The organism is Bosea sp. BIWAKO-01, assembly GCF_001748145.1.
In the GTDB taxonomy this organism is placed as follows: domain Bacteria; phylum Pseudomonadota; class Alphaproteobacteria; order Rhizobiales; family Beijerinckiaceae; genus Allobosea.
This window is the reverse complement of sequence record NZ_BCQA01000001.1, coordinates 157835-182012: the sequence shown is the minus strand read 5'-3', so window position 1 is coordinate 182012 and position 24178 is coordinate 157835. Positions and strand designations below refer to the sequence as shown.

General features: G+C 66.6%; 24 protein-coding genes. 14 read left to right on the top strand and 10 right to left on the bottom strand.

Annotation, left to right across the window (positions count from 1 at the left end):
* The first annotated feature begins 67 nt into the window (after positions 1–67).
* The 4 genes from panB to BIWAKO_RS00845 all read left to right on the top strand — a co-directional run bounded on the left by panB (position 68) and on the right by BIWAKO_RS00845 (position 4439).
* Positions 68–883 carry a 3-methyl-2-oxobutanoate hydroxymethyltransferase gene (gene panB, locus BIWAKO_RS00860; RefSeq protein ID WP_069876931.1) on the top strand — a complete coding sequence of 272 codons (816 nt, stop codon included), beginning with the start codon at positions 68–70 and terminating at the stop codon, positions 881–883.
* A gap of 350 nt (positions 884–1233) precedes the next feature.
* Positions 1234–2208, top strand: a complete 975-nt coding sequence (locus tag BIWAKO_RS00855) for a GAF domain-containing protein (protein ID WP_069876930.1) — start codon at positions 1234–1236, stop codon at positions 2206–2208.
* Between the two features lie 157 nt (positions 2209–2365).
* Positions 2366–3883, top strand: coding sequence for an aldehyde dehydrogenase (gene adh / locus BIWAKO_RS00850; protein WP_069876929.1), 1518 nt, complete (start codon positions 2366–2368; stop codon positions 3881–3883).
* Positions 3884–4049: 166 nt separating this feature from the next.
* Complete coding sequence (locus BIWAKO_RS00845; RefSeq protein ID WP_069876928.1) at positions 4050–4439, top strand: DUF779 domain-containing protein; 390 nt, start codon at positions 4050–4052, stop codon at positions 4437–4439.
* A gap of 26 nt (positions 4440–4465) precedes the next feature.
* Here BIWAKO_RS00845 and msrA read toward each other — a convergent pair whose 3' ends face one another.
* Genes msrA through msrB form a run of 3 tightly spaced genes read right to left on the bottom strand, consistent with a single transcriptional unit; the run spans position 4466 to position 7581 of the window.
* Positions 4466–5218: a peptide-methionine (S)-S-oxide reductase MsrA gene (msrA, locus tag BIWAKO_RS00840; RefSeq protein ID WP_069876927.1), complete on the bottom strand. Its 753-nt coding sequence runs from the start codon at positions 5216–5218 to the stop codon at positions 4466–4468.
* Between the two features lie 15 nt (positions 5219–5233).
* A complete protein-coding gene (locus BIWAKO_RS00835; protein WP_069876926.1) occupies positions 5234–7087 on the bottom strand; it encodes a cytochrome c biogenesis protein DipZ in 1854 nt (617 codons plus the stop codon).
* Positions 7088–7098: 11 nt separating this feature from the next.
* On the bottom strand, positions 7099–7581 hold the full coding sequence (msrB, locus tag BIWAKO_RS00830) for a peptide-methionine (R)-S-oxide reductase MsrB (protein WP_371332147.1): 483 nt from the start codon (positions 7579–7581) through the stop codon (positions 7099–7101).
* Between the two features lie 510 nt (positions 7582–8091).
* Here msrB and BIWAKO_RS00825 point away from each other — a divergent pair.
* Both BIWAKO_RS00825 and BIWAKO_RS00820 read left to right on the top strand, forming a co-directional pair.
* On the top strand, positions 8092–8388 hold the full coding sequence (locus BIWAKO_RS00825; protein WP_371331709.1) for a type II toxin-antitoxin system RelE/ParE family toxin: 297 nt from the start codon (positions 8092–8094) through the stop codon (positions 8386–8388).
* Positions 8388–8690: a HigA family addiction module antitoxin gene (locus BIWAKO_RS00820; RefSeq protein WP_069876924.1), complete on the top strand. Its 303-nt coding sequence runs from the start codon at positions 8388–8390 to the stop codon at positions 8688–8690. The genes BIWAKO_RS00825 and BIWAKO_RS00820 overlap by 1 nt, the downstream gene beginning before the upstream one ends.
* A gap of 10 nt (positions 8691–8700) precedes the next feature.
* Here the strand turns inward: BIWAKO_RS00820 and BIWAKO_RS00815 are convergent, their stop codons facing one another.
* Positions 8701–9603, bottom strand: a complete 903-nt coding sequence (locus tag BIWAKO_RS00815) for a LysR family transcriptional regulator (protein ID WP_069876923.1) — start codon at positions 9601–9603, stop codon at positions 8701–8703.
* Between the two features lie 103 nt (positions 9604–9706).
* Between BIWAKO_RS00815 and BIWAKO_RS00810 the strand changes: the two genes are divergently transcribed.
* Positions 9707–11122: an aldehyde dehydrogenase family protein gene (locus tag BIWAKO_RS00810; RefSeq protein WP_069876922.1), complete on the top strand. Its 1416-nt coding sequence runs from the start codon at positions 9707–9709 to the stop codon at positions 11120–11122.
* Positions 11123–11210: 88 nt separating this feature from the next.
* Here the strand turns inward: BIWAKO_RS00810 and BIWAKO_RS00805 are convergent, their stop codons facing one another.
* Positions 11211–11951, bottom strand: coding sequence for an SDR family oxidoreductase (locus tag BIWAKO_RS00805; protein ID WP_069876921.1), 741 nt, complete (start codon positions 11949–11951; stop codon positions 11211–11213).
* A gap of 113 nt (positions 11952–12064) precedes the next feature.
* Here BIWAKO_RS00805 and BIWAKO_RS00800 point away from each other — a divergent pair, with 113 nt between their 5' ends.
* Positions 12065–12958, top strand: a complete 894-nt coding sequence (locus BIWAKO_RS00800) for a LysR family transcriptional regulator (RefSeq protein ID WP_069876920.1) — start codon at positions 12065–12067, stop codon at positions 12956–12958.
* Between the two features lie 59 nt (positions 12959–13017).
* On the opposite strand, the gene BIWAKO_RS00795 is transcribed toward BIWAKO_RS00800, so the two are convergent.
* Together BIWAKO_RS00795 and BIWAKO_RS00790 are read right to left on the bottom strand one after the other, a co-directional pair.
* Entirely contained in the window at positions 13018–13656 is a 639-nt protein-coding gene (locus BIWAKO_RS00795; protein ID WP_069876919.1) for a ferric reductase-like transmembrane domain-containing protein, read from the bottom strand.
* Complete coding sequence (locus tag BIWAKO_RS00790; protein WP_069876918.1) at positions 13637–14167, bottom strand: peptidase associated/transthyretin-like domain-containing protein; 531 nt, start codon at positions 14165–14167, stop codon at positions 13637–13639. Before BIWAKO_RS00790 ends, BIWAKO_RS00795 begins: the two co-directional genes overlap by 20 nt.
* A 426-nt stretch (positions 14168–14593) precedes the next feature.
* Between BIWAKO_RS00790 and BIWAKO_RS35825 the strand changes: the two genes are divergently transcribed.
* Both BIWAKO_RS35825 and BIWAKO_RS00785 read left to right on the top strand, forming a co-directional pair.
* Positions 14594–14749, top strand: a complete 156-nt coding sequence (locus BIWAKO_RS35825) for a hypothetical protein (protein WP_176733233.1) — start codon at positions 14594–14596, stop codon at positions 14747–14749.
* 272 nt (positions 14750–15021) lie between these two features.
* On the top strand, positions 15022–15546 hold the full coding sequence (locus tag BIWAKO_RS00785; RefSeq protein ID WP_069876917.1) for a hypothetical protein: 525 nt from the start codon (positions 15022–15024) through the stop codon (positions 15544–15546).
* 88 nt (positions 15547–15634) lie between these two features.
* On the opposite strand, the gene BIWAKO_RS00780 is transcribed toward BIWAKO_RS00785, so the two are convergent.
* The 3 genes from BIWAKO_RS00780 to BIWAKO_RS00770 form a co-directional block, all read right to left on the bottom strand.
* On the bottom strand, positions 15635–17239 hold the full coding sequence (locus BIWAKO_RS00780; protein WP_069876916.1) for an ABC-F family ATP-binding cassette domain-containing protein: 1605 nt from the start codon (positions 17237–17239) through the stop codon (positions 15635–15637).
* A gap of 374 nt (positions 17240–17613) precedes the next feature.
* Positions 17614–18813 (bottom strand): mandelate racemase/muconate lactonizing enzyme family protein, encoded by a 1200-nt coding sequence (locus BIWAKO_RS00775; RefSeq protein ID WP_244523331.1) that lies wholly within the window; start codon positions 18811–18813, stop codon positions 17614–17616.
* The gene (locus tag BIWAKO_RS00770; protein WP_084651091.1) at positions 18810–19556 is read right to left on the bottom strand and encodes a GntR family transcriptional regulator; all 747 of its coding nucleotides are present in this window, start codon (positions 19554–19556) and stop codon (positions 18810–18812) included. The genes BIWAKO_RS00775 and BIWAKO_RS00770 overlap by 4 nt, the downstream gene beginning before the upstream one ends.
* 85 nt (positions 19557–19641) lie before the next feature.
* Here BIWAKO_RS00770 and BIWAKO_RS00765 point away from each other — a divergent pair, with 85 nt between their 5' ends.
* The 4 genes from BIWAKO_RS00765 (at position 19642) to BIWAKO_RS00750 (ending at position 24176) form a co-directional block, all read left to right on the top strand.
* Entirely contained in the window at positions 19642–20679 is a 1038-nt protein-coding gene (locus BIWAKO_RS00765; RefSeq protein ID WP_069876915.1) for a succinylglutamate desuccinylase/aspartoacylase family protein, read from the top strand.
* Positions 20680–20711: 32 nt separating this feature from the next.
* The gene (locus BIWAKO_RS00760) at positions 20712–22250 is read left to right on the top strand and encodes an ABC transporter substrate-binding protein (RefSeq protein ID WP_069876914.1); all 1539 of its coding nucleotides are present in this window, start codon (positions 20712–20714) and stop codon (positions 22248–22250) included.
* A 115-nt stretch (positions 22251–22365) separates the two neighbouring features.
* A complete protein-coding gene (locus BIWAKO_RS00755) occupies positions 22366–23310 on the top strand; it encodes an ABC transporter permease (protein WP_069876913.1) in 945 nt (314 codons plus the stop codon).
* 2 nt (positions 23311–23312) lie between these two features.
* Positions 23313–24176: an ABC transporter permease gene (locus BIWAKO_RS00750; protein ID WP_069882046.1), complete on the top strand. Its 864-nt coding sequence runs from the start codon at positions 23313–23315 to the stop codon at positions 24174–24176.
* Positions 24177–24178 lie beyond the last annotated feature (2 nt).

Below are 24178 nucleotides of genomic sequence, written 5' to 3'. Positions count from 1 at the left end.
CCCTTCGCAATTGCGAGCGCGGCCCCTATAGGTTGCGCGGCGATCAGTCTCGCCGGGAGTCACGCCTATGGCCTATCTGTCCGATGCCCGCACCCTCACGCTGGCCGATTTCGCCCGGATGAAAACGGCGGGCGAGAAGGTCGCGATGATGACCTGCTACGATTCGAGCTTCGCGAGCCTGCTCGAGAGCTGCGGTGTCGAGATCCTGCTCATCGGCGATTCCATGGGGAATGTGCTGCAGGGGCACGCCACGACCTTGCCCGTGACCATGGAGCAGATGGTCTATCACACGGCCTGCGTGGCGCGCGGCGCCAGGCGCGCCTTCATCATGGCCGACATGCCGTTCGGCTCGTATCAGGAAGGTCCTGCCCAAGCCATGCACAACGCAGCCAGGCTGATGGCTGCCGGCGCCCATATGGTGAAGCTCGAAGGCTCCGACTATGCCGTCGAAGCCGTTCGATTTCTCGTCGAGCGTGGCGTCCCGGTCTGCGGCCATCTCGGGCTGACGCCGCAATCCGTGCACCAGCTCGGCGGCTATCGGGTCCAGGGCAAATCGGCTGATGCTGCGACCAAGCTGAAGGCCGACGCCGCCGCGCTCGAGCAGGCGGGCGCGCGCTTCCTCGTGCTGGAAATGGTGCCGTCGACGCTCGCCGCCGAGATTGGCGAGACGAGCGACGCCATGCTGACGATCGGGATCGGCGCCGGTGTCCACTGCAATGGCCAGGTGCTCGTCCTCCACGACGCAATCGGCGTCTATCCCGGCAAGAGGCCGCGTTTCTCCAAGGACTTCATGGTCGGCGCGGGCTCGATTCCTGAGGCGATCCAGGCCTATGTCGCTGCGGTGAAGAGCCAGGAATTTCCCGGTCCGGAACACAGTTACTGAGCGCCGGTGCGGGCAGGCGCGATCTCTCGGAAGGGGGGCTCGCGGCCCCATGGCCGGTCAAGTCAAAAACGGCTCTGACTGATTTTTCATTATATCAGTTTGAATATAGCGACGGGCCTCGTTGAGGGATGCAGGCCCATGACAATTCGGGCGCATCCCGGAAGGGCGCTCTCTTGCATCGTCCGGTGCCAGTTCCGCCGAAAGGCCCCGCTGTCCCGGCATTAGCCGATCTGACTGTTGACACCAGCGCCTGAACGGCTGGAACATGCCGAAAATCGCACGGATGCCAAGGGCGGAGCTGCCCTCGGCTCGGACTGAATGTGCGAAGCGGGTGGAAATGGATGCCGAGCATGGTCGAGACTGCGCGAGGCCTGCACGCTGATCGGATATATTCGACATTGAATAACGCGGCGGCCGTGGCGCAATCCGCCGTGGCGGCGTCCTGGTCGCGTTCCGTCGTCAGATACGGCCTCGACCCCAACCACGCACGGCCGCCCTGGCGGCTCAGCCAGCATGAATTCGATGCCGCCTTCGAGCGCCTGGATCCCCTGATCAGAGTGGCGCAGGCCACGCTGGATCGGCTTTTCCAGTCGGTCGGAGATGCGGGCTGCTGCGTGCTGTTCACCGATCGCGAGGGCGTGCCTCTCGATCGACGGGGCGTCGCCGGCGACGACGTCGATTTCCGCAATATCGGGCTCTGGACCGGAATGGTCTGGAGCGAGGCCAGCGAGGGCACCAACGGCGTCGGGACCTGCCTCGCCGAGGGGCGCCCCCTGACGATCCACCGCGATCAGCATTTCCTGACACGCAATATCGGCCTGAGCTGCAGCGTCGCCCCGATCTGGGACGCGCGGGGACGGCTGATCGCGACGCTGGATGTCTCGACCTACCGCGCCGACCTGACGCCGGCCATGCTGAAGCTTGTCGCCAGCGCGACGGTCGAGGCGGCGCACCGGATCGAGGCTCATCATTTCCGGATGGCCTTTCCCAGCGCCCGTATCGTCGTCGCCCAGGACCGCTTCGGCGGCGGCGGCGGTCTGCTGGCCGTCGACAAGGAGGATCTCGTCATCGGGGCGAGCCGGGCCGCGCGGCTGGCCTATGGACTGACCGACGAGCGTCTCGCGCACCCGTTTCCCGCGGAGGATCTCCTGGCCGGGGAGGAGGCAAGGCCCACCGAGGCGTTGAGTGCCGCCGAGCGCGGCGTCGTGCAGCGGGCTCTGGCGCGGGCCAATGGCAATGTCTCGGCGGCGGCGCGCATGCTCGGTGTCAGCCGCGCGACGATGCACCGGAAGCTGACACGGCTCGGCCTCGAACGCGGCCGGTGAAGGCGGCGTGGCCGAGCCTGCAATCTCTTCCGAAACCTGTCGCAAAGCTGAGACAGTCGGGCGCCTGAAAGCGTCGCACGCCTCCTGACAAGCGCGCGCATTGCGGCCGATCCTGCCCTTCAGGGCGCGGCCTCACAGCGCTGCGACGGAGGAAGAGATGAACAAGCCCGAATTCAACCGCACATCCGCGACGCCGTTCAAGGCGCGCTATGGCAATTTCATCAACGGCAAATGGGCCGAGCCCCTGTCGGGGCGTTATTTCGAGAACACGTCTCCCGTGAATGGCCGGCTGCTCTGCGAGGTCGCGCGCTCGGACGCAAAGGACATAGAGGCCGCGCTCGACGCTGCCCATTCCGCCAAGGATGCCTGGGGCCGCACCAGCGCCGCCGAGCGGGCGCTGCTCCTGAACAAGATCGCCGATGTGATGGAGGAGAATCTTGGGCTTCTCGCGCTGGCCGAGACCTGGGACAACGGCAAACCGATCCGGGAGACGACCGCTGCGGACATGCCGCTGGCAATCGACCATTTCCGCTATTTCGCCGGCGCGGTGCGCGCGCAGGAAGGCGGCATCTCCGAAATCGACCATGACACGGTCGCCTATCACTTCCACGAGCCGCTCGGCGTCGTCGGCCAGATCATTCCCTGGAACTTCCCGATCCTGATGGCGGTCTGGAAGCTGGCTCCGGCGCTAGCTGCGGGCAATTGCGTCGTGCTCAAGCCGGCCGAGCAGACGCCCGCCTCGATCCTCGTCCTGGCCGAGCTGATCGCCGACATCCTGCCGCCGGGCGTCCTGAACATCGTCAACGGCTTCGGCCTGGAGGCCGGCAAGCCGCTCGCCTCGAGCAACCGCATCGCCAAGATCGCCTTCACCGGCGAGACGACGACGGGCCGCCTGATCATGCAATATGCCAGCCACAACCTGATCCCGGTGACGCTGGAGCTCGGCGGCAAGTCGCCGAACATCTTTTTCAAGGATGTGACGCTCGAGGATGACGATTTCTTCGACAAGGCGATCGAGGGTTTCGTGATGTTCGCGCTGAACCAGGGCGAAGTCTGCACCTGTCCGAGCCGCGCGCTGGTCCATGAGAGCATCTATGACCGCTTCATGGAGAAGGCGCTGAAGCGCGTCGCTGCGATCAAGCAGGGCGACCCGCTGGATGCCGCGACGATGATCGGTGCGCAGGCCTCCTCCGAACAGCTCGAGAAGATCCTGAGCTATTTCGACATCGGCCGGCAGGAGGGCGCCGAAGTGCTGATCGGCGGGGCGCGAAACGAGCTGCCGGGCGATCTGGCGGGCGGCTATTACGTCAAGCCGACCGTCCTGAAGGGGCACAACAAGATGCGGGTCTTCCAGGAGGAGATCTTTGGGCCGGTCGTCTCCGTCACGACATTCAAGGACGACGAGGAGGCGCTCTCGATCGCCAATGACACGCTCTATGGCCTCGGCGCCGGGATCTGGACCCGTGACGGCAACCGCGCCTACCGCTTCGGCCGCGCGATCCAGGCCGGCCGGGTCTGGACCAATTGCTACCACGCCTATCCCGCGCATGCGGCCTTCGGCGGCTACAAGCAGTCCGGCATCGGCCGGGAGAACCACAAGATGATGCTCGACCACTACCAGCAGACCAAGAACATGCTGGTGAGCTACTCCCCGAAGAAGCTCGGCTTCTTCTAAGGAAACCCGCCGCTTCTGGTGCTTGCCCGCTCCTCCACGGGCATGGCCCGGCACGCTTGCAGCGACGACGCGTTGCTGGAGCGTGCCGGGATCGAGCCTCAGGGCGTCTGTTGAGGCCTGGGCGAATGCGAGGTCATCGTCGTCCCACGTCCCAGGGAGCTCTCGCATGAGCGAGCAAGCCATCGAGCAGGTCACCGCCACTCCGGCCGCCTTGCATCTGATCGCAAGGCTGCGGGCCGAGCACGGCGCCATTCTGTTTCACCAATCGGGAGGCTGCTGCGACGGCTCCTCGCCGATGTGTTATCCGCAGGGCGACTTCATCGTCTCGGACCATGACGTGAAGCTGGGCGAGGTTGGCGGCGCTCCGGTCTATATCAGCGGCTCGCAATTCGCCCTCTGGCGCCATACCCAGCTCATCATCGACGTCGTTCCCGGCCGGGGCGGGATGTTCTCGCTGGAGAACGGCACGGAGCAGCGCTTCCTCACGCGCTCGCGCGCCTTTTCCGGCGAGGAGATGTGCCGCCTCGATGCCCGCCCGGTCGGCGCGGCCGGCTGAGCTCGATGGGGTCCGGCTGAGCTTGCTCAGTTGGAGAGGCCGGTCCTGGCGACGAGTGCCGGATCAGGGCGATAGAGCGCGGGATACAGGCGCTTCAGGCTTTCGATCTTCGGCAGGTCGTTGATCACGATATAGGGGTGGCTCGGGTTCTTCGTGAGGAAGTCCTGATGATAGGCCTCGGCCGGGTAGAAGGGCCGGTCCGGCTCGATCTTGGTCACGATCGCCGCGCTGAAGGCCTTCGCCTGGTTGAGCTGGGCGATATAGGCCTTGGCGATCCTGGCCTGGTCCGCATTGGCCGGGAAAATCGCCGAGCGATACTGCGTGCCAATATCGGGGCCCTGGCGGTTGAGTTCGGTCGGATCATGCGCCGCCGAGAAATAGATCTGCAGGATGCGGGCATAGCTGATCTTGCGCGGATCATAGGTGATCTGCACCGCCTCGGCATGGCCGGTGCGGCCTGAGCCGACCTGCTCGTAGCGGGCGGTCGCCTTCTCGCCGCCGGCATAGCCGGAGACGGCATTGCTGACACCGTCGACATGCTGGAAGACGCCTTGCACCCCCCAGAAGCAGCCGCCGGCCAGGACGGCGACTTCCGACGTGGCTTGCGGGGCCGGTTCAGCGGCCGACAGGGCGGGGATCGCGTGGGGCGTACTCTCTGCGGCCGAGGGCGAAATCCGCAGGCCGAAACCGGCGAGCCCGATCAGGGCCAGGGCGGTGAGGGCCGGCCGGCCATAGCGCGCGAGGGGCGATCCGGCGGTCTTGTCGCGTGGATGTTTCATGTCCGATCTCCCGGTTCAGCCGAAGGTGAAGGCATAGGCCTGTACGCCCGGATCGAGGAAGCGGATCTCGAACAGGCGATCGCCGACCTCTCCCTTCTGGCGTATGAGCTGGTAGAGGCGTTGCTCGCTCACAATCCCCTGGCCATCGGCATCGCTATCCATGCCGTGGTCGTTGCCGGGCGGGGCGCCGTCGATGGTGATGCGAAAGCGCACCGGCTTGCCATCCGCTCCCGGACCGAGAACCAGATGCAGGTCGCGCGCATGGAAGCGGAAGGCGATGCTGCCATCCTTGTCATCCAGCGCGGCGTGCTCGGCACCGATCGTCCAGCCGCCTGACAGGCCCCACTCATTAAGCCGGGGCTGGCCCAACGCGTAGGCCTGGCGCTTGTCCTGGACGATGCCACCCGGCGAGACGAAATTCTCGGCCCGCTCATAGCCCAGATAGGTCTCCGGCGAGCGGACATTGCCGGCATCGGACGCGGCTTCCGCGCCGACGGCCTTGACCGCAACGAGTTCTGTCGGCGCCCCGGTCCTGCCGGCCTCGGCCAGCAGCGTCTGGATCACCCGTTCCGAGGCGTCATAGTCGCCCTCGCCGAACTGGTGGTGGCGGACCTGGCCCTGCGCATCGATGAAATAATGGGCCGGCCAGTAGCGGTTCTTGAAAGCGCGCCAGATCGCAAAATCATTGTCGATCGCGACGGGGTAGCCGATCTGAAGATCGTTCACGGCTTTCTTGACGTTGCCGATGGTCTTCTCGAAGGCGAATTCCGGCGTGTGGACGCCGATCACCACCAGGCCCTGATCCTTGTACTTCTCGGCCCAGGCCCGGACATAGGGGATCGTCCGCAGGCAGTTGATGCAGGAATAGGTCCAGAAATCGATCAGGACGACCTTGCCCTTGAGCTGGTCGCTGGTCAGCGGCGGCGAGTTCAGCCATTCGACCGCCCCGGCCAGCGCCGGCATCGCGCCCTCGACGGGCAATGCCTCGCTCGCCTGCGCAGGCTTGCCCTGCATCATCATGGCGTTGCCGCCGGTCATGGCCGGGTTCGCGGCCATCATGGCTGGATTGGCGCCCGTCATCGCGGGGTTGGCGCTCATCATCGCCGGACCGCCCTGCATGGCCACCGGGGACTGTCCTGGCGCTTCCGTTCCCGGCAGGAGCCGGTCGACCAGCCGCTGCTCTAGCGCTGCCGTGCTCGCCAGCGAGACACGTGTCAGGAAGCCCGTGTCGAGCCCGAGCGCGATCGCCGCGACCGCAACCAGCACCGCAACCCCCATGCCCCGCCGCAGCCATTCGCCGGCGCCCAGCGAGCGCTTCATGGTGGAAAAGACCCGGCCTCCGACCAGAAGCGCCAGCGCAAGCGAGGTTGCAGCTCCGGCGGCATAGGAGAGCAGCAGGAGCGACGTCCCGGCATTCGCGCCCTGGAGGGCCGCCCCGGTCAGGATCAGCCCGAGAACCGGCCCGGCGCAGGGCGCCCAGAGCAGGCCGGTCGCGACACCAAGCAGCAGCGAAGGTGCGACTGCGCCCTTGCCCTGTTCCGCCTGCTCGGAGAGGCGGCCGCCGAGCGCCACCAACGGGCGTGTCGCCCAGTCCGAAAGGGCAGGAAACAGCAGCGCGAGCCCGAACATGGCGAGAAGGCCGATCGCGATCAGCCGGCCATATTGGTTGGCCTCGACGGCCCAACTGCCGCCGACGGCCGCCAGCGTCGCGATGCCGGCGAAGCTTGCGGCCATGCCGACGAGCATCGGCAGCCCGCTGCGCAGGAAGGGTTGGCCCGCACGGGCGAAGACGAAGGGCAGGACGGGCAGGATGCAGGGGCTGATGATCGTCAGCACACCGCCGAGATAGGCGAGCAGGAACAGGGTCATCGCTGCCGCTCTCAGGCCGCCGTCGGCTTGAAGGTCATGGAAACGCCATTCATGCAGTAGCGCAGGCCGGTCGGCCTCGGGCCGTCGTTGAAGACATGGCCCTGGTGGCCGCCGCAGCTGCTGCAATGCACGCTCGTGCGCTGCATCCCGAGCGAGTTGTCGGTCTCGGTGCCGACCGCCTTGTCGAGAGGAGCCCAGAAGCTCGGCCAGCCGGTGCCGCTGTCATATTTCGTGGTCGAGGAGAAAAGCGGCTGGTCGCAGCCGGCGCAGGCGAAGTCGCCACGGCGCTTCTCGGCCAGAAGCGGGCTCGTATAGGGGCGCTCCGTGCCGCTCTGCCGCAGGACGGCGTATTGCTCGGGCTTGAGCAGGCGGCGCCATTCGGCGTCGGTATGGGTAACGGGAAACGTCACCTCGGACCGCGCGATGAGGGCAAGCAAGGGCGATGATGCCGCCGCAAGCCCTGCGCTTCTCAGCAGGATATGTCGCCGTGTCATCATGGTGCTGGTCTCCCGCTCCGGGACGATTCCTGTGTTCCGGAACAAGCTAGCGACGAGGTCGCTATTCTTCTACGGGCATAGCGCTCACCGCGCGACCATGTGATCGATGCGTGATGTCGCGATCCCATTCGCGCCAATTGGGGTGAAGGGGCGATGACACGATGTCGCGAACGGCGCGGCGTTGTATCCATGGAGGTGCGGCGCAGCGGTCGTCGCACGCATAGCGCGAGACGTTGCTGGCCGATGGGCTGACAGGCACCCTGCGCAGCGTTCAGTCCGCCGGTGGCGTCGGCGTCGTATCGCAGGGCTTCGCGGAACACACCCGACCGGCGGCTGCCAAGACCAGTGCGCGGTCGGGAGCAAGATCGGCGCCACGTCAATTGCAGCCGTGTGACGGCTTCCGGCGTTTGGGCGATGCCTCCTCGGCGGGACGGCACGTTCAAAAGCGAGCAGCAACTTGCATCGGCATGTCAAGTGTAACTTGACGCGCGACGGCGTCGGGCCTATGTGAGCGATGTGGACATCGAGAGCATCAGGCATAAGGCGCTCCGGTCATTTGCGGAGACGGGCAGAGCCAAGGGGTTGCCTGGGAACCTTGTCGGACGACTCCGGAATATGCTGGCCTATCTGGCCGTGATCGACACTGCCGAAGAGCTGAACATCCCGCCCAATTTCGGTGCCCACCTGCTGACTGGCGATCGCCCCGGCGTTTGGTCGCTGACGGTCACGAAGGACTGGCGCATGACGTTTCGCATCAACGAGGTCGGCGCGATCGAGGATATCGATCTGGAGGATTATCATTGATGGCCATCAAGCTTCACCCGAGCTTCGCCGTCCATCCCGGCGCTTGGCTCAAGACCGAGTTCGTCGAACCCCATGGGCTGAGCGTAACCGTCACTGCGGAGAAGTTGGGCGTGACCCGCCAGGCCATGAGCAACCTTCTGAACGGCAAGGCCGGTTTGTCGGCCGAGATGGCGATCCGCTTCGAGAAGGCGTTCGGCGTGCGCGCCGATACGATGCTGCGGATGCAGGCCGCGCATGATCTCGCCGTGGCCAGGGCCCATGAAAGCGATATCAAGGTGGAACGGATCGCCGTGGCCGCCTGAGGCCCCGCCCTCAGGGACGCCCTCTTTCATTCGTCTCACGGATCAATGCGATCAGCGCGCGCAACCCCGCCGGGACGTGCCGGCGACCGGGATAGTAGAGACAGAGGCCGGGAAAGGGCGGGCTCCAGTCCCCCAGCACCGGGATCAGTGCCCCCGAAGTGATATGCGGTGCGACGGACCATTCGCTGAGATAGGCAAGACCGGCTCCGGCCAGGGTCGCCTCCAGCATCAGGGTCATTTCGTCGAGGGTGAGCGATCCCGGCACATCGATCTCGACCTGCTCGCCGCGCTGCTCGAACTCCCAGTGATAGATCGCCCCGCTCGCCATCCGGGCGCGAATGCATTGGTGCTGGAGCAGATCGCCCGGCACGACAGGCTGGGTGCGCCCCTCGAAATAGCCCGGTGATCCCACCACGACCTGTCGCAAGGCGGGGCCGATCGGAACCGCGATCATGTCCTGCGGGACCGTCTCCGCCAGCCGGATACCGGCGTCGAAGCCCTGTCCGACGATGTCGACCAGGCGCCCTTCGGTGACGAGCACGACGTTCATGTCCGGGTAGCGCCTGAGATAGTCCAGGATCAGCGGCGTCAGGATCATCCGCGCCGCGCCCGCCGATGTGTTGATCCTCAGCGTGCCGGTCGGGGTCTCCCGGTGGCTGTTGATGCCCTCGATCGCGCCGCTGATCTGGACGAGCGCGGGAGCGATCCGGGCGATGAACTGCTCGCCGGCATCGGTCATCGCAACGCTTCGCGTCGTTCGATTGAACAGCCGTACGCCGAGCCGCGCCTCCAGCGCCGCCACCGCGTGGCTCAGCGCCGAGGAGGACATGCCGAGTTCGGTTGCGGCTGCCCGGAAGCTGCCGAGCCGCGCAACGGCGGCAACCGCGTCGTATTCGCCGAGGCCTGTCTTCATTGTCCCGAATTCTGCATCACTTCATGCCGGTTTATCCTGATTATCCAATCGATCCTAGCGGCCTATCTCGGCTTCATCAAACCCGAGGCACCGGAGGCCAGCCATGAAGACCATCGACACGATCTATATCGACGGGGCGTTCGTCACACCGCACGGAACCGAACTCTTCGACCTCCACAACCCCGCGACCGGCCGCGTGATCGGTCAGGTCCGGCTCGGCGACGAGATCGACACCCGCACGGCGATCGCAGCCGCCAAGCGTGCCTTTCCCGCCTTTTCGCGCAGCTCCAGGCAGGAGCGCATCGCCTTGCTCAACCGGTTGGCCGACGCGATGCAGGCGCGCGGCGCCGATCTGACCGAGGCCGTGATCGAGGAATATGGGGCGCCCACGTCCCGGGCGGAGTGGATGTCGGATTATGCGGTCGGTGGCTTCCGGCTCGCGGCGCAGATGCTGGAAACCTATGAATTCACCCGACGGATCGGTTCGGCGAAGGTGACGATGGAGCCGCTCGGCGTCGTCGGGCTGATCACGCCCTGGAACGCCAATGCCGGCTTTATCTGCAACAAGCTCGCCATGGTGATCGCCTCGGGCTCGACGGCCGTGATCAAGCCCAGCGAGATGAGTGCGATCCAGACGAAGATCGTGACCGAAGCCCTGCATGAGGCCGGCGTTCCCGCCGGCGTGTTCAATATCGTCAATGGCCGCGGCGAGGTCGTCGGGGCCGAGATCAGCGCGCATCGCGACATCGCCAAGGTCTCCTTCACGGGGTCGACCGCGACCGGCCGCGCGATCCTGCGCGCCGGCGCCGAAACGATGAAGCGGGTGACGCTCGAACTTGGCGGGAAGTCGCCGATGGTCATTCTCGACGATGCCGATTTCGCTGAGGCGGTGCCCTTCGCGGTGACGGCCGGCTTCATGAACAGCGGCCAGGCCTGCATCGCCGGCACCCGCATCCTGGTGCCGCGGGCGAGGCTCGCGGAGTTCGAGGCGGCGATCAAGGCGGCGGTCGGCGCGGTCAGGTCGGGCGCCCCGCGCGATCCGGAGACCACGATCGGCCCGATGGTCAGCCAACGGCAATGGGACCGCGTCCAGTCCTATATCCGCAAGGGGCGGGAGGAAGGGGCGACGCTTCTGATCGGGGGCGAAGGACGCCCTGATGGGACGCAGGATGGCTGGTTCGTGCGACCGACGGTCTTCACCGATGTCCGTAACGACATGACCATTGCGCGCGACGAGATCTTTGGGCCGGTCCTGTCGATCATCCCCTATGGAACCGAGGCTGACGCGATCGCGATCGCAAACGACACCGACTATGGCCTCCATGCCTATGTCGCCGGCTCCGATCCGGCCCGCGCGCAGGCCGTGGCGGACCAGTTGGTCGCCGGGCGCGTCGTCATCAACGGCGCCCCCATGGAGCCGCTGGCGCCGTTCGGCGGCTTCAAGCAATCCGGTATCGGGCGCGAGAACGGCGTGTTCGGGCTCGAGGCCTATCTTGAACCGAAGGCCGTGATGGGCTGATGAGCGCAGGCCGGAGCGCAGCGGTTCCGGACCATGTGCCGATCCTGGGTCGCCGAACGTCTGCGGTACGTGCGGGCCAATGGCGGGGTCAGATGATCCCGCCATTGGCGCGCAGCGTCTGGCCGTTGATCCAGGCGCCGTCCGGCCCTGCCAGGAAGGCGACGGCATCCGCGATGTCCCTGGGCTGGCCGAGGCGTTCGAGCGGGGCAAGCTTCGCGAGGCGGTCGATCACCTCCTGCGACTTGCCGTCGAGGAAGAGTTTCGTCGCGGTCGGGCCGGGCGCGATCGCGTTGACGGTGATCGACCGGCCGCGAAGCTCCTTGGCGAGGATGCTCGTCATGGCCTCGACCGCGGCCTTGGTCGCGGCATAGACGCCATAGCCCGGCTGCAGCAGGCCGGTGACGCTGGAGGAGAAATTGACGATCCTCCCGCCATCGCGAAGCCTCCGGGCGGCTTCGCGCAGGGTGTTGAAGGTGCCCTTCAGATTGACCGCGATCTGGCGCTCGAACAGGGCGTCGTCGCTGTCGGCGATCGTCGCCAGGGTCATGATGCCGGCATTGTTGATCAGCACATCGACGCCGCCGAAGGCGGCTTCAGTGCTGTCGAACATGCGGCGCACCGCCTCGACATCCGCGATATCGGCCTGGGCAGCGACGGCGCGGCTGCCAGCGGCCTCGATCCGGGCGACGAGCGCCTCGGCCGACGCAGCATTGCCGGCATAGTTCACCACCACGGTGAAGCCGTCCCTGGCGAGACGCTCGGCAACCGCAGCGCCGATGCCGCCTGAGGCGCCCGTCACGATCGCGACCTTGCTGCTCGGGTTCGTCATGCTCTTTCTCCTTGGCTCACTGCCGGTGTCCGGCGGCTGTGAGGAGAGAATGGACGTTCCCTTGCTCTGGATAATCAGCCATTATCCGGCATCACTGTTCGAATGGGTGAATAATGGATCGCTTCGATGCCATGCGGGTCTTCACCCGGATCGTGGAGCGCCGCAGCTTCACGCAGGCCGCCGAGGATCTCGGCCTGCCGCGCTCATCGGTGACCGATGCGGTCAAGGGGCTGGAGGCGAGGCTGGGCGTGCGCCTGCTGCAGCGGACGACCCGACAGGTCAGCCCGACGCTGGACGGCGAGGCCTATTACCGGCGCTGCCTGGCGCTGATCGCCGATCTTGAGGATGCGGAGGGGGCCTTTGCCGGTGCGAAACCGAGCGGCCTGGTGCGGATCGATGTCCATGGCACGCAGGCCCGGCATTTCCTGCTGCCGGGGCTCGGCCGCTTTCTCGAGACCTATCCCGGCATCCGCCTGCATATCGGCGAGGCGCATCAGGCTCTCGACCTCGTTCGGGAAGGGGTCGACTGCATCCTGCGGGCCGGGCCGCTTGCCGATAGCGCCCTGATCCGGCGCAAGCTCGCGGAGCTCGGCCGCGGCACCTTCGCGAGCCTCTCCTATCTCGAACGGTTCGGCGAGCCGCGGACGCCGGACGATCTGGAGCAGCATCGCATCATCGGCCTGGTCGCTCCCGATGCTGCCGGCGTCAGTCCGCTGGTCTTCACCGAGCGCGGCCGGGAACGGCAGGTCACCCCGCCTTCCGTGGTGACCGTGACCGGCCCCGAGACGAATGTCGCCTGCGCCTGCCTCGGCCTCGGGATCATCCAGGTCCCGCGCTACCGCGTCGCGCCCGAACTGGCCAGCGGCGCCCTTGTCGAGATCCTGGCGGATTTTCCTCCGACCCCGTTGCCCGTCCATGTGCTCTATTCGCATACGCGCCAGCTTTCGCCGCGCGTGCGCGTCGTCATCGACTGGATGGCGGAACAGTTCCGCTCCCGCCCGGTCTGAGGCGCCTGCCGATCCTGCCGCAGCCGCAGCCGCGGGCGTGAAGCGTGGCTGGGCCTGGCTTATGTGTCTCTCACGGCCCGGCGGCGACGCCAGGGCGCCAGCACATTGACTTCAAGCACGCCGGCCGTCGTCGCGGCCATGGCCGCGATGCAGATCGCCAGCTTGGAGTATTCCTCCATCGCGCCTTCGATGAGAATGGCGTGGATCGCGCCGGCGCCGACGACCGCGACCGCCAGAACGCTGTGCAGGATGCGCCAGAGCCGATAGTCGAGCCGTAGCGCACGCCGGGTCGCCGCGAGCGCGGCCGTCAGCACCAAACACCACAGGCTGATCACCCCATAGAGCGAGAACGGCGTTGGCGCGACCAGCAGCAGCGCATCGGTCACATCTTCGGGGCTGTAGAGGTAAAGCGCACCGATATGCAGCGCGACCAAGGCGACGATCGCCATGCCGCATCGGCGGTGCCATTGGACGCCGTCCCTTGCCGAAAGCAGCGGCGGCGCGGCGGCCATCAGCAGGGGCTGCACGAAAAGCAGGCTCAGCGCCACGACCCCGGCCATGCCGCCAGTGAGCCAGAGCAGTTCTCGCCCGCCCAGCAAAGGGCTTAGCCCAGCGGCGATGACCGGGACGGCAGCTATGGCCGCGACCAGGATCCATGCCGCGATGCGGCGGCTTCCGTCAGCTCCGGCGCGGCTCATTCGAAGCGGCGGGCGCGAGGACGAAGTCGGCCGTGAGGCTCGTATCATGCCGGCTGTTCAGGACCGGTCGCAGGAACAGCGTCGTGAAGCCTGGATCATCATAGGCAATGTGAATGTGGGGTTGCCCGAACTGCGGAACGATCGGCGAGATCTCGAGCCGATAGGCGCCATCCGGCCCCGTCATGACGCTGCCGCGGTTGCTTGGAACCCGCTCCCCGCCGCGATCGGTCGCAGCCCAGATCTGGATGCGGAGATTGGACAGTGGTGCGCCGTCGCCTGCTCTGCGAACCACGCCTGAGGCGACGAAGCCGGTGCCGAGATTCTGCACCACCGGCGCGTTGGGGACGTAATTGTTGGAGCCGCCGGGCATGGTTTCGGTGGGCGAGAACGCGCTGCCTGCCGATGACTGTGCGAGGGCGGACGTGAAGGAGCGTGGCAACAGGAGTGCGGCCCCGATCGCGGCCACGCTTGTGAGAACGGCTCTGCGATCCGTGACGATGATGGCGGTCACTGTCTCCTCCTTCGCAATGGGTTCGATCTCTGCAGCCTTCGACTGTGGCGCGATGCGGCGCTCGGGGCGCCCGAGGCCCGAATTTACCGCTTCAACCTACCGGTTCAGCGCCTTCGAAGTCCACCGGCGAGCCAGCGCAAGCGAGCGCGAAGCCGATCACCTTCGCGTCATGACCTGGCCTGCTCTCCACGCGAAAGGTCAGGAATGGCGCGCCGAAACCGGGGCGGCCGCGACGCGTCGACGGGCCGGCGCCTGGCTGTCGGGATGCGAGGTTTCGCTCCGAAAACCCCCGCGGAAAGCCAGGCGCGGGGGCGTTCGAGACATGGCGGACGCTGGACCGCCGTGAGCGCGCTTTGCCTATGGCTGCGGCCCGACGAGCCGTGATCGCTCGGGATGGGGCGCTCTGGAAGGCCCCGCTTCGCCCCTTTGGCGAAGCGTGCGCAACTGGCGTTCGAGAAGCATCAGCCGGATGCCGTGCTGTTTCTGAATGCGGCACATGTCTTCGAGTATGGCCAGCAACTGTGCCATATTGGTACTGGCTGGAGCTGGCTCGGGATCAAGGCCAAGCCGCTGAAACAGTGAGGTATTTTCGACCAGGCGAGGCATATCCGGCATGGTGTGATCCTCGTTTCCGGTGCCCAATGGGCTGTCTTCACGGCATCGAGCTGTTCCATTCCGGGAACAGCTCACGCCCACGCACCGGGCCTCGCAAGAAAGCCGCCAGGCATGGCTGGCCTGTCGCGCGAACCTTCGGCTCAGGACTGCGTTCCGATTGAACGGGGCCAAGGCGCCTGCCGGGAACCAGCCTGCGCAATCCTGGTTCAGCCCAAGGCGCATCAAGCGAGGATGGATCTATGACACGCACGATCATCCGCTCATTCGACGACCCTGCCGATGCCGAGACTGCCATCACGAGACTTGAGGCAGCAGGCTTGCCGCCAGATGACATCAGCATCATTCGCTCCCCCCCAGGGACCATCAGCAAGGATGCCTCCCGGGGAGCCGAGGTCGGCGGCGCTGTCGGCGCGGGGGCAGGCCTTCTGGCCGGGGTGGCAGCGCTCCCCCTGCCTGGCGTCGGGCCGGTTCTGGCGGCCGGGTGGCTGCTCGGCACATTGGCCGTCGGCACCACGGCCGGCGCCGTGGCCGGAGGCCTGATCGGGACGCTGACCGGCGCCGGACTGAGCGAGGACGAAGCTCATTTCTACGCAGAGACGATCCGGCGCGGCAGTACGATGGTCTCGGTCCGCACCTCCGATTCCCATGCTGCAGTCATTGAAAAAATCCTGGATGGGGCTGGTCCGATCGATGCGAAGGCGCGCCGCGGCGAATATGAGCGGGCAGGCTGGACCCGCTTCGACGAAACGACATCGCCTCCGTGAAGCAACCCGGAGCGGCGCCCTCTTAAGATGAAGAGGTCTAAGCGCGGATGCGCACGCGCCTGCGGCCCCCTGATCTTGCTTCCGCTCGCTAGGACAGGGTGGTCGCGCGCCCCGACGGCAGTTCCAGCCGCCGGGAGATGTGCGACGTCTCCAGGAATGCTTCGTCGTGGCTGACGACCACGAGTGCGCCGTCATAGGCGCGCAGCCCGGCCTCCATAGCCTCGATCGAGTCGATGTCCAGATGGTTCGTCGGCTCGTCGAGCAGGAGCAGCGGAGGAGGGGCCCTTCCACCGAGAACGCAGGCGAGGCCGGCGCGCAGCATCTGTCCGCCGCTGAGTTCTGAGACGCGCTGAAGCGCGGCATCGGCCCTGAACATGAAGCGGGCAAGCGCGGCTCGGCAGGCATTTTCGTCGGCCTGCGGATTGATCCGAAGGAAATTCTCCCTGATCGAGCGCGCTGGATCGAGCAGGCTGACGCGCTGGTCGAGCATGGCGAACCCGGTCAGGACGTGCACGCTCCCGGCCCAGGGCTGCAACTGCCCGGCGATCAGCCCAAGCAAGGTCGTCTTGCCGGAGCCGTTGGGGCCGGTGACGGCCAGGCGCTCCGGGCCGGTCACCGTCAGCGAGAGGTCGCGCAGGATCGGCCGCTCCGGCTGATGGCCTGCACTGACGCGATCGATCGTCAGCACAGTTCTGTTCGCCGGCAGCCCTGTCGAGGGCAGGGTTACGGAGAGCGGCTGCAGGATCTCGATGCGCTCGCGCGCGGCACTCGCGGCCGCCAGGGCCTGCGCGCGTCTGTCCTCGGCGAGGCGGGCATTGCCACCTCCGCTGTCTTCGCTGCGATCCTTCAGCAGGCCCAGAGCGATCCGCGGCATGCCGCCCTTCGCTCCTGCCCTGCGGCCGGCGCCGTCCTTGCGGGCCTTGCGTTCGGCTGTCGCCTGAGCCTTGCGGGCCAGTTCGGCAACATGTTTGTCGGCGTCTGCGAGAGCGTGCCGCGCGGCGGCGAGCTCCAGCGCCCTGTGCTCGCGATAGGCGCTCCAATTCCCGCCATAGCGCGTCGCGCCGAGCGAGGTCAGCTCGACAATAGCGTCCATGGTCTCCAGCAGGTCGCGATCATGGCTCACGACGATGGCACCAGTGCGCCAGTTGGCGAGGAGATCGAGCACGGCGCTCCGGCCTTCCCGGTCGAGATTGTTCGTCGGTTCGTCCAGCAGGAGGAAATCGGGTTCCGCGAAGATGAGCGCAGCGAGGCTGGCCCGCGTGCGCTGCCCGCCGGACAGTGCGGTCAGGCGCGTGTCCGGCTGCACATCGAGCCCGACCTGAGCGAGAGCTGCAGACAGGCGCGCTTCAAGCGTCCAGTCCGCTTCGCCGAGTTCGTCGATGCCAGCGTCCCCCGACGCGGCACGGCGCAAGAGCGCCAGCGCGTCCGTGGCTCGAAACAGTCCTGCGACCGTTTCGTTCGGGCTGATCTGGACGGTCTGGCGCAGAACGCCGAGCGTCCCGCTCACCGAAACGCGTCCGGATTGGGGGGAGAGTTCGCCGGCGATCAGCCGGAGAAGCGAGGTCTTTCCGATGCCGTTGCGGCCGACGAGACCAACGCGTTCCGGCCCGAAATTCAGGTCGAGGTCGGGAAGGAGGCGGCGACCGTCAGGTGCGGACAGCGTCAGATGAGACAGGATGATGGAGGCAGGCATGAACACGGATCTCCCCTAAGGCAAGGCGGACTGGCTTTGCGGTCGGGGTGAAATCCATGGCTGCAGACATCCTGTGGGAACTGGTGACCGGCGCCATCTAGCGCCGTGACCCCTTGGGATCAAGCGTCGCACGCAGCGGCAGCGGTCTGGAGGCACGATTCGCTCCGTCAGCGAACCGCCGCCAAGCGGTGAACTGCGGGAGCACGCTTGGGGCTGTCAGCTAAATGTCAGCTTGCCCGGCGTAAGCTGATCTGAGCGCGGCACATCTTCAGCCCCCCAGCTCTTGTGTCGCGCCCGCCTCGGCCCCGCCGTTTCACATGATCCGGCGGGGCTTCGCATGTCGGGGCCTTGGCCGCACTGCCCTCTGGCCTGGCTCAGGCGAAGAGCAGCCCGGGGTTCGGCGTGTAGCGGGCGAGCTTGTCCTGGTCGATGCTGACGCCCAGGCCCGGCCGGTCGGGGATCGACAGCCAGCCTTCGCCGTCGAGCACGAAGGGCTCGGCGAGGATGCCGTCGACATAGGGGCTGCCGCCGATGAACTCGACCAGATCCGCGCTCGGGAACGCAGCGGCCATCTGCAGGTCGGCCGCGAGGCCGAGCGCCGTGTTCCAGCCATGGCCGATATATTTCACGCCGAAATCATCGGCCATCCAGGCGATGCGGCGCTGCTCCGACAAGCCCCCGACCTTGGTGACGTCGGGCTGCACGATATCGACGGCGCCGCGCGCCAGCCAGGGCAGGAAGGCCTGGCGCCGCGTCAGCACCTCGCAGCCCGCGATCGGCACCGGCGAACATAGCCGCAGCTCGCGATATTCCTCGATCGCGTCGGGGCGCACCGGCTCCTCGAACCAGCCGACATCGAAATCCGCCAGCATTTCCGCGGTGCGCTTGGCCCATTTGAAGCCATGCGGCCAGAGCGCATCGCTTGCGCCAGCATCGACGAAGAGCTTGGCCTTGTCGCCGGCGGCCTCGCGCGCCGCCCGCACGATCGCTTCGTCGAGCCGGGTGTCCAGCGCCCGGCCGAACGGCCCCCAGCCGATCTTGAAGGCGGTGAAGCCCTTGTCGCGATAGGTCGCGATCACCTCGCGCATCGCCGCCGGTTCTTCCATCAGCAGCGAGCAATAGGGTTGCACCCGGCGGCGATAGCTGCCGCCGAGCAGCCGCCCGACGCTGAGCCCGGTCGCCTGGCCGAGAATGTCCCAGAGCGCGATGTCGATGCCGCTGATCGTATGGGTGAGGGTGCCGCCACGGCCCATCCAGAACGTGTTCTGGTGCAGCCGTTCGCTGAGATGGTCGGGGGAGAGCGCGTCCTCGCCGAGGAACAGCGGCTCGAGCACCTTGAGCCCGGCCTGCACCAGCCTCCCGTCCGTGAACGAGCTGCCATAGCCGATCAGCCCCTGGTCGGTATGGACGGCGATCAGTGCATGGATCGAGTCGTCGGGCCGGATCTCCGCCGACCAGCCGCCCTTCGGGCTCTCGCCGAAGAGCGGCGCGGCCTCGATCCGTGTGATCTTGAAGGTGGGGAGGGCGGTGGGCCGCGGGGTCGTCCTGGCAGGGCTTATCTCGGAAACAGTCACGCTTCGTCCCTTTCTGCACGGCGGCGGGCAATGATGGCTTCGTAATCCATGGCCTGGTTCATCACGGTGATGTGCTCGTCCAGCGCGGCGCGGATTGCCGCGATGTCGCCGGCCTCGAACACCACGAGCAGATCCTGGTGCTCCTCGACGACGCCGAGCATCGGCTTGCCGAAGGTCGCCAGGCCGAAAATGATGGTGAATTGCCTGGACAGCGTCTCCCAGAGATCGAGCGTCACGCTGTTGCCGCCGAGTTCGCAGAGCGCGCGGTGGAACAGCGTGTCGGCCGCGGCGACGCCATAGGCATCGTGGCGGGCCGCCATCAGCTCCATTTCCGCGACCGCCTTGCGTAAGGGGTCGAGATGGTGGCCGCGATTGCGCCCGGCTGCGGTCGCTCGCCCCATCGCGCTGGCTTCGAGCGCGATGCGGGTTTCGATGAGATCGGCAACCCGGTCATTCGTCACCGGGCGCAGCCGGATGCCCTTGTAGGGCTCGTTGACGACGACACCCTGGCTCTCGAGCAGCCGCAGCGCCTCGCGCACCGGCACGCGGCTGACACCGAGTTTGCGGGCGAGCTCGGCCTCGACGACCCGGTCCCCGGGCAGGATCAGGCCGGCGGCCGCGCCGGCGATGATGGCCTCTATCGCCTGGTCGACCAGGGTCTGCGGCTGCAGCGGCAGCCAGCCCGTGCCGCGCGATACCGGCTTCTGTGGCTCCGCCCTCGCAATGGTTTTTGTCTGCTGCATCCTGCCTCGCCCGGCGGCGACCTCACTTGACTAATCGTAGAATCGTATACGATCATACGATTACAAGAGCAAGGAGGGGGTGGGAATGGTGACCGTTGCCGAGAGCCGCATTCGCTGCGAGATCGATCTCGATGCGCCAGGGCGCCAGGCCGGCTACCTGAAGGCGCCGCTCTCGCGAAACACCTCCGGCTGGGGCACGGTCGAGATCCCGATCATCTGCGTGCGCAACGGCGCTGGGCCGACCGTGCTGTTTACAGGCGGCGTCCATGGCGACGAGTATGAAGGTCCGATCGCCATCTCCCGGCTCGCGCGCAGCCTGGATGCTGGCGCGATCCAGGGGCGCGTCATCATGATACCGGCGCTGAACATCCCGGCCGTGATGAACGACACGCGGCTGTCGCCGGTCGATAACCGCGACATGAACCGCTGCTTCCCCGGCAATCCGCGCGGGACCTTCTCGGAGATGCTGGCGCATTTCGTCGATGCGGTGCTGCTGCCGCATGTCGATATCTCCGTCGACCTTCACACGGCCGGCCATTCCGGCGACTCCGCCTTGTCGACCAACATGCATTACGTCGCCGATGTCGGGCTCCGGGAGCGCACCATGGCGGCGGCCGCGGCCTTCGGCGCGCCCTATAATGTCGTGTTCTGGGGCGTCGACGAGGGCGCGACGCTGACATCCTCGGTCGAGCGCCGGGGCATCCTTTCGCTCGGCACCGAGCTCGGCGGCTGGGGGCGCGTCAATGTCGAGGGCGTGCGCATCGCCGACCGTGCGCTGCTCAACATTCTCAAGCATTTCAAACTGATGGAGGGCAGCCCCGATACGCGCCAGCGCGATGGGGCGAAAGGCACCCGCCACATGATGGTCCGCAACGCCGCCGGATACAGCTTTGCGCCTTCCGGCGGCCTGTTCGAGCCGAAGAATGTCGTCGGCGATATCTGCCGGGCCGGTGAACTCGCCGGGCTGCTGCATTTCGTCGAGGATGTCGACCGGCCACCGCTCGAGGTTCGCTACCAGCTCGACGGCGTCCTGTGGATGTCGGCCGGTCCGGGCCGCGTCCAGCGCGGCGACGCCGTGGCCGTGGTGATGGAGGATTACGACGAGACCCGCGCTGCCCAGTGACGTCCTGAACAATCAAAAAGGGGAGATCAGGCATGAAAAAGCACAGCATTCTCGGCCACGCGCTTGCAGCAATCATGCTCCTGTCGATGCAGGCCGGAGCCTCCGCCCAGCAGAAGGGCGGGGACGTCGTCATCGGCATCAGCCAGGCGCCGCCTTCGCTCGATGCGCAGATCACCTCGGCGCAGGCGTCTCGGAACGTCACCCTGCATGTTTTCGAGACGCTCTATGCCCGCGACGAGAATGCCAAGCCGGTGCCGGAGCTGGCCGAGGGCGTCACCATCTCACCCGACGGCAAGACCTATGTCTTCCCGATCCGCAAGGGCGTGAAGTTCCATAACGGCAAGGAACTCGACGCCAATGACGTCGTCGCCTCGCTCGAGCGCTACCGCAAGATCGGCGCCTCGCTCGCGCTGGTTTCCGCGATCGACAGCATCAAGGCGACCGGCCCGCATGAAGTCACCATCACGCTGAAGCAGGTTCAGGCGACCTTCCTCGACAACCTCTCCTCGCCGCGGGCGCCGCTGGCGATCTATCCGGCGAGCGAGGCGGCGAAAGAGGCCGGCAAGATCGAGATCATCGGCACCGGCCCCTATAAATTCGTCGAGTACAAGCCCGACAGCCATGTGAAGCTCGCCCGCTTCGACGGCTATGTGCCCAATCCGAACGGCACGGGGCGCGACGGTTTCGCGGGCAAGAAGGAAGCCTTCCTCGACACCGTGACCTTCCGCTTCATGCCGGAGGGCGGCGCGCGCACCGCAGCGCTCGAATCCGGTCAGATCCAGTTCAACGAGACGGCGGATGGGCCGACCGCGAAGCGCCTCGGCAGCGATCCGCGCTTTTCGATCCACAAGGTGGTGCCCTTCGGCCTGCAGGTGATCAAGTTCAACCATGCCGAAGCGCCGGGCAACGACAAGAATTTCCGGCTCGCCGTCCAGGCCGCGTTGAACATGGACGACATCATGAGCATCGCCTATTCCGACATCAACCAGATGGATCCGAGCTGGCTCTATCCCGGTGCGCCTTTCTACAGCACGGCCGGCGCCGCCAAATACAACAAGGCCGATCTGGCTGAGGCCAAGGCGCTCCTGGCAAAATCCTCCTACAAGGGCGGCAAGACCACCTTCATCGTCGACAACCTGCGGGCCAATGTCGACACGGCGACCGTGCTGCAGGAGCGCCTGAAGGAGATCGGCATCACGGTCGATATCTCGATCGCCGACTGGCCGACGGTCTCGAAGATCGGCTTCACCCCGCAAGGCTGGACCTTCTGGACCCATGGCTTCGGCATCGAGCCCTTCGAGGGGCCGGCTTCCGTCATGGCGCCCTGGGTCAACGGCCTCTCGCAGCAGGCCAAGGACCCCGTCATCGACGAGTTGGCGGCGTCGCTCGGCAGCGAGATGGACGAGGCGAAGCGCAAGGCGCTGTTCGAACGCTTCCAGACCCATATGTATGACAACGCGGTTGCCATGAAGGCCGGCAATTACGGCGTCTTCCAGATCAGCACCGCCAAACTGAAGAACTTCAAGCCCTACCGGATCCCGCGCATGTGGGGCGTCTGGCTCGAGCGCTGACGCCAGCCTGCAGGCGCGCAATTCCGTGCGCCCGCCGACCGGCCCGCCGTACACAGGCCCGCCGTTGGCGGGCTGGCGGGCCGCGTGACGACGCTTTCTCCAAGCGGAAGCTCTGATGGCAAGCTTTATGATCCGGCGGATCGCCAGCGCGATCCTGGTGCTCGCGCTGGTCTCGCTGATGTCCTTCGCCCTGATCTGGCTGGTTCCCGGCGATACGGCGGCGGCCTTCCTCGACGCCTCGGCCACGCCCGAACAGGTCGCGGCGCTGCGTACGGCGCTTGGGCTGGACAAGGCGCTGCCGCTGCAGATGGCGGAATGGTACGGGCGCGTCCTCAGCGGCGATCTCGGCCAATCCGTGCTGCTGAACCGCTCCGTCGCCGGCGCCTTGCTGGAGCGCCTGCCGGTGACGCTGTCCCTTGCCACCTTCGCGCTTGCCATCGCCATCGCGCTCGGCGTGCCCGCCGGCGTCGCGGCCGCCGTCTTTCATAATCGCTGGCCGGATCAGCTCTTCATGACCACGGCGCTGCTCGGCCTTTCCGTCCCCGACTTCTGGCTCGGGCTGGTGATGGTTCTGGTCTTCGCCGTCTCGCTCGGCTGGCTGCCGAGCGGCGGTTTCACCGCTTTCGGCACCGACCCGCTCGGCTGGCTCAAGACGGTCATCCTTCCCGCCTTCACCCTCGGACTCGTGCAGGTCGGCTTCATCGCGCGCATGGCGCGCGCCTCGATGCTGGAAACGCTGAACCAGGATTTCGTCCGCACGGCCAATGCCAAGGGCCTGTCGCGCGCCTACATCGTGCTGCGCCACGGCCTGCCAAACGCGATGATCCCGATCCTGACGGTGATCGGCATCGTCGCCGGCGCGCTGCTCGGCGGCGCCGTCATCATCGAGCAGGTCTTCTCGATTCCGGGAATTGGCCGGCTGATCGTCGGCGCCATCGCCTCCCGCGACTTTCCCGTGCTCCAGGGCGGCCTGCTCTTCCTGGCGGTGGTCTATCTCCTGATCAACCTGATCGTCGATCTTCTCTACGCAGTCGTCGACCCGCGGGTGAGGCTGTCGTGAACATGACGATCGCCTTTCACAAGCCGGCCCTCAGCCCGCGACAGGCGAGCCTGCGACGGCTCGCCCGCAGCCGTTCCTTCCAGATCGGGGCCGCGATCATGCTCGCGATCGTCCTGGTCGCACTGCTGGCTGATCTGCTCTCGCCCTTCGATCCGCTGCGCAGCAATGCCCGCATGCGCCTGACGCCGCCCAACGCCACCCACTGGTTCGGCACCGACCACTTTGGCCGCGACATTCTCTCCCGCGTCATGGTCGGGGCCCGGATCTCGCTCAGCATCGGCGCGGCGACCGTCCTTCTCACCGGCCTCTTCGGCACCGTGATCGGCGCGGTCGCGGGGTTCTTCCCGCGCTTCGACAACCCGATCATGCGGCTGATGGATGCGCTGATGGCGTTCCCCTCCATCGTGCTCGCCATGGTGGTCAGCGCCGTGCTCGGCGCCTCGCTGACCAATGTCGTGATCGCCCTGTCGATCGCCACCATGCCCCACACCGCCCGCATCGTCCGTGCTTCGGTGCTGGTCGCGCGCGAGCTTGAGTATGTCGAGGCCGCCCGCTCGCTCGGCGCGGGCGAATTGTCGATCCTGTTCCGGCATGTGCTGGTCAACGCCATGGGGCCGCTGATCGTCCGGCTGACCTATGTCTTCGCCGTCGCCATCCTGGCCGAGGCCGCGCTCTCCTTTGTTGGCGCCGGGCCGCCGCCGCCCGCGCCCTCCTTCGGCGCGATCATCGCCCAGGGCCGCGATTTCATGCGCGAGGCGCCGTGGATCACGATCTTTCCGGGGCTGGCGATCGTTCTGTCCGTGCTCGGCCTCAACCTGCTCGGCGATGGCCTGCGCGACGCCCTTGATCCGCGCTCGACCCTATAGCC

What these genes read in the sequence shown, in the direction of transcription:
- panB (WP_069876931.1), top strand. Translation starts at nt 68, where the DNA reads ATGGCCTATCTGTCCGATGCCCGCACCCTCACGCTGGCCGATTTCGCC.
- BIWAKO_RS00855 (WP_069876930.1), top strand. Translation starts at nt 1,234, where the DNA reads ATGGTCGAGACTGCGCGAGGCCTGCACGCTGATCGGATATATTCGACA.
- adh (WP_069876929.1), top strand. Translation starts at nt 2,366, where the DNA reads ATGAACAAGCCCGAATTCAACCGCACATCCGCGACGCCGTTCAAGGCG.
- BIWAKO_RS00845 (WP_069876928.1), top strand. Translation starts at nt 4,050, where the DNA reads ATGAGCGAGCAAGCCATCGAGCAGGTCACCGCCACTCCGGCCGCCTTG.
- msrA (WP_069876927.1), bottom strand. Translation starts at nt 5,218, where the DNA reads ATGAAACATCCACGCGACAAGACCGCCGGATCGCCCCTCGCGCGCTAT.
- BIWAKO_RS00835 (WP_069876926.1), bottom strand. Translation starts at nt 7,087, where the DNA reads ATGACCCTGTTCCTGCTCGCCTATCTCGGCGGTGTGCTGACGATCATC.
- msrB (WP_371332147.1), bottom strand. Translation starts at nt 7,581, where the DNA reads ATGACACGGCGACATATCCTGCTGAGAAGCGCAGGGCTTGCGGCGGCA.
- BIWAKO_RS00820 (WP_069876924.1), top strand. Translation starts at nt 8,388, where the DNA reads ATGGCCATCAAGCTTCACCCGAGCTTCGCCGTCCATCCCGGCGCTTGG.
- BIWAKO_RS00815 (WP_069876923.1), bottom strand. Translation starts at nt 9,603, where the DNA reads ATGAAGACAGGCCTCGGCGAATACGACGCGGTTGCCGCCGTTGCGCGG.
- BIWAKO_RS00810 (WP_069876922.1), top strand. Translation starts at nt 9,707, where the DNA reads ATGAAGACCATCGACACGATCTATATCGACGGGGCGTTCGTCACACCG.
- BIWAKO_RS00805 (WP_069876921.1), bottom strand. Translation starts at nt 11,951, where the DNA reads ATGACGAACCCGAGCAGCAAGGTCGCGATCGTGACGGGCGCCTCAGGC.
- BIWAKO_RS00800 (WP_069876920.1), top strand. Translation starts at nt 12,065, where the DNA reads ATGGATCGCTTCGATGCCATGCGGGTCTTCACCCGGATCGTGGAGCGC.
- BIWAKO_RS00795 (WP_069876919.1), bottom strand. Translation starts at nt 13,656, where the DNA reads ATGAGCCGCGCCGGAGCTGACGGAAGCCGCCGCATCGCGGCATGGATC.
- BIWAKO_RS00785 (WP_069876917.1), top strand. Translation starts at nt 15,022, where the DNA reads ATGACACGCACGATCATCCGCTCATTCGACGACCCTGCCGATGCCGAG.
- BIWAKO_RS00780 (WP_069876916.1), bottom strand. Translation starts at nt 17,239, where the DNA reads ATGCCTGCCTCCATCATCCTGTCTCATCTGACGCTGTCCGCACCTGAC.
- BIWAKO_RS00770 (WP_084651091.1), bottom strand. Translation starts at nt 19,556, where the DNA reads ATGCAGCAGACAAAAACCATTGCGAGGGCGGAGCCACAGAAGCCGGTA.
- BIWAKO_RS00765 (WP_069876915.1), top strand. Translation starts at nt 19,642, where the DNA reads ATGGTGACCGTTGCCGAGAGCCGCATTCGCTGCGAGATCGATCTCGAT.
- BIWAKO_RS00760 (WP_069876914.1), top strand. Translation starts at nt 20,712, where the DNA reads ATGAAAAAGCACAGCATTCTCGGCCACGCGCTTGCAGCAATCATGCTC.
- BIWAKO_RS00755 (WP_069876913.1), top strand. Translation starts at nt 22,366, where the DNA reads ATGGCAAGCTTTATGATCCGGCGGATCGCCAGCGCGATCCTGGTGCTC.
- BIWAKO_RS00750 (WP_069882046.1), top strand. Translation starts at nt 23,313, where the DNA reads ATGACGATCGCCTTTCACAAGCCGGCCCTCAGCCCGCGACAGGCGAGC.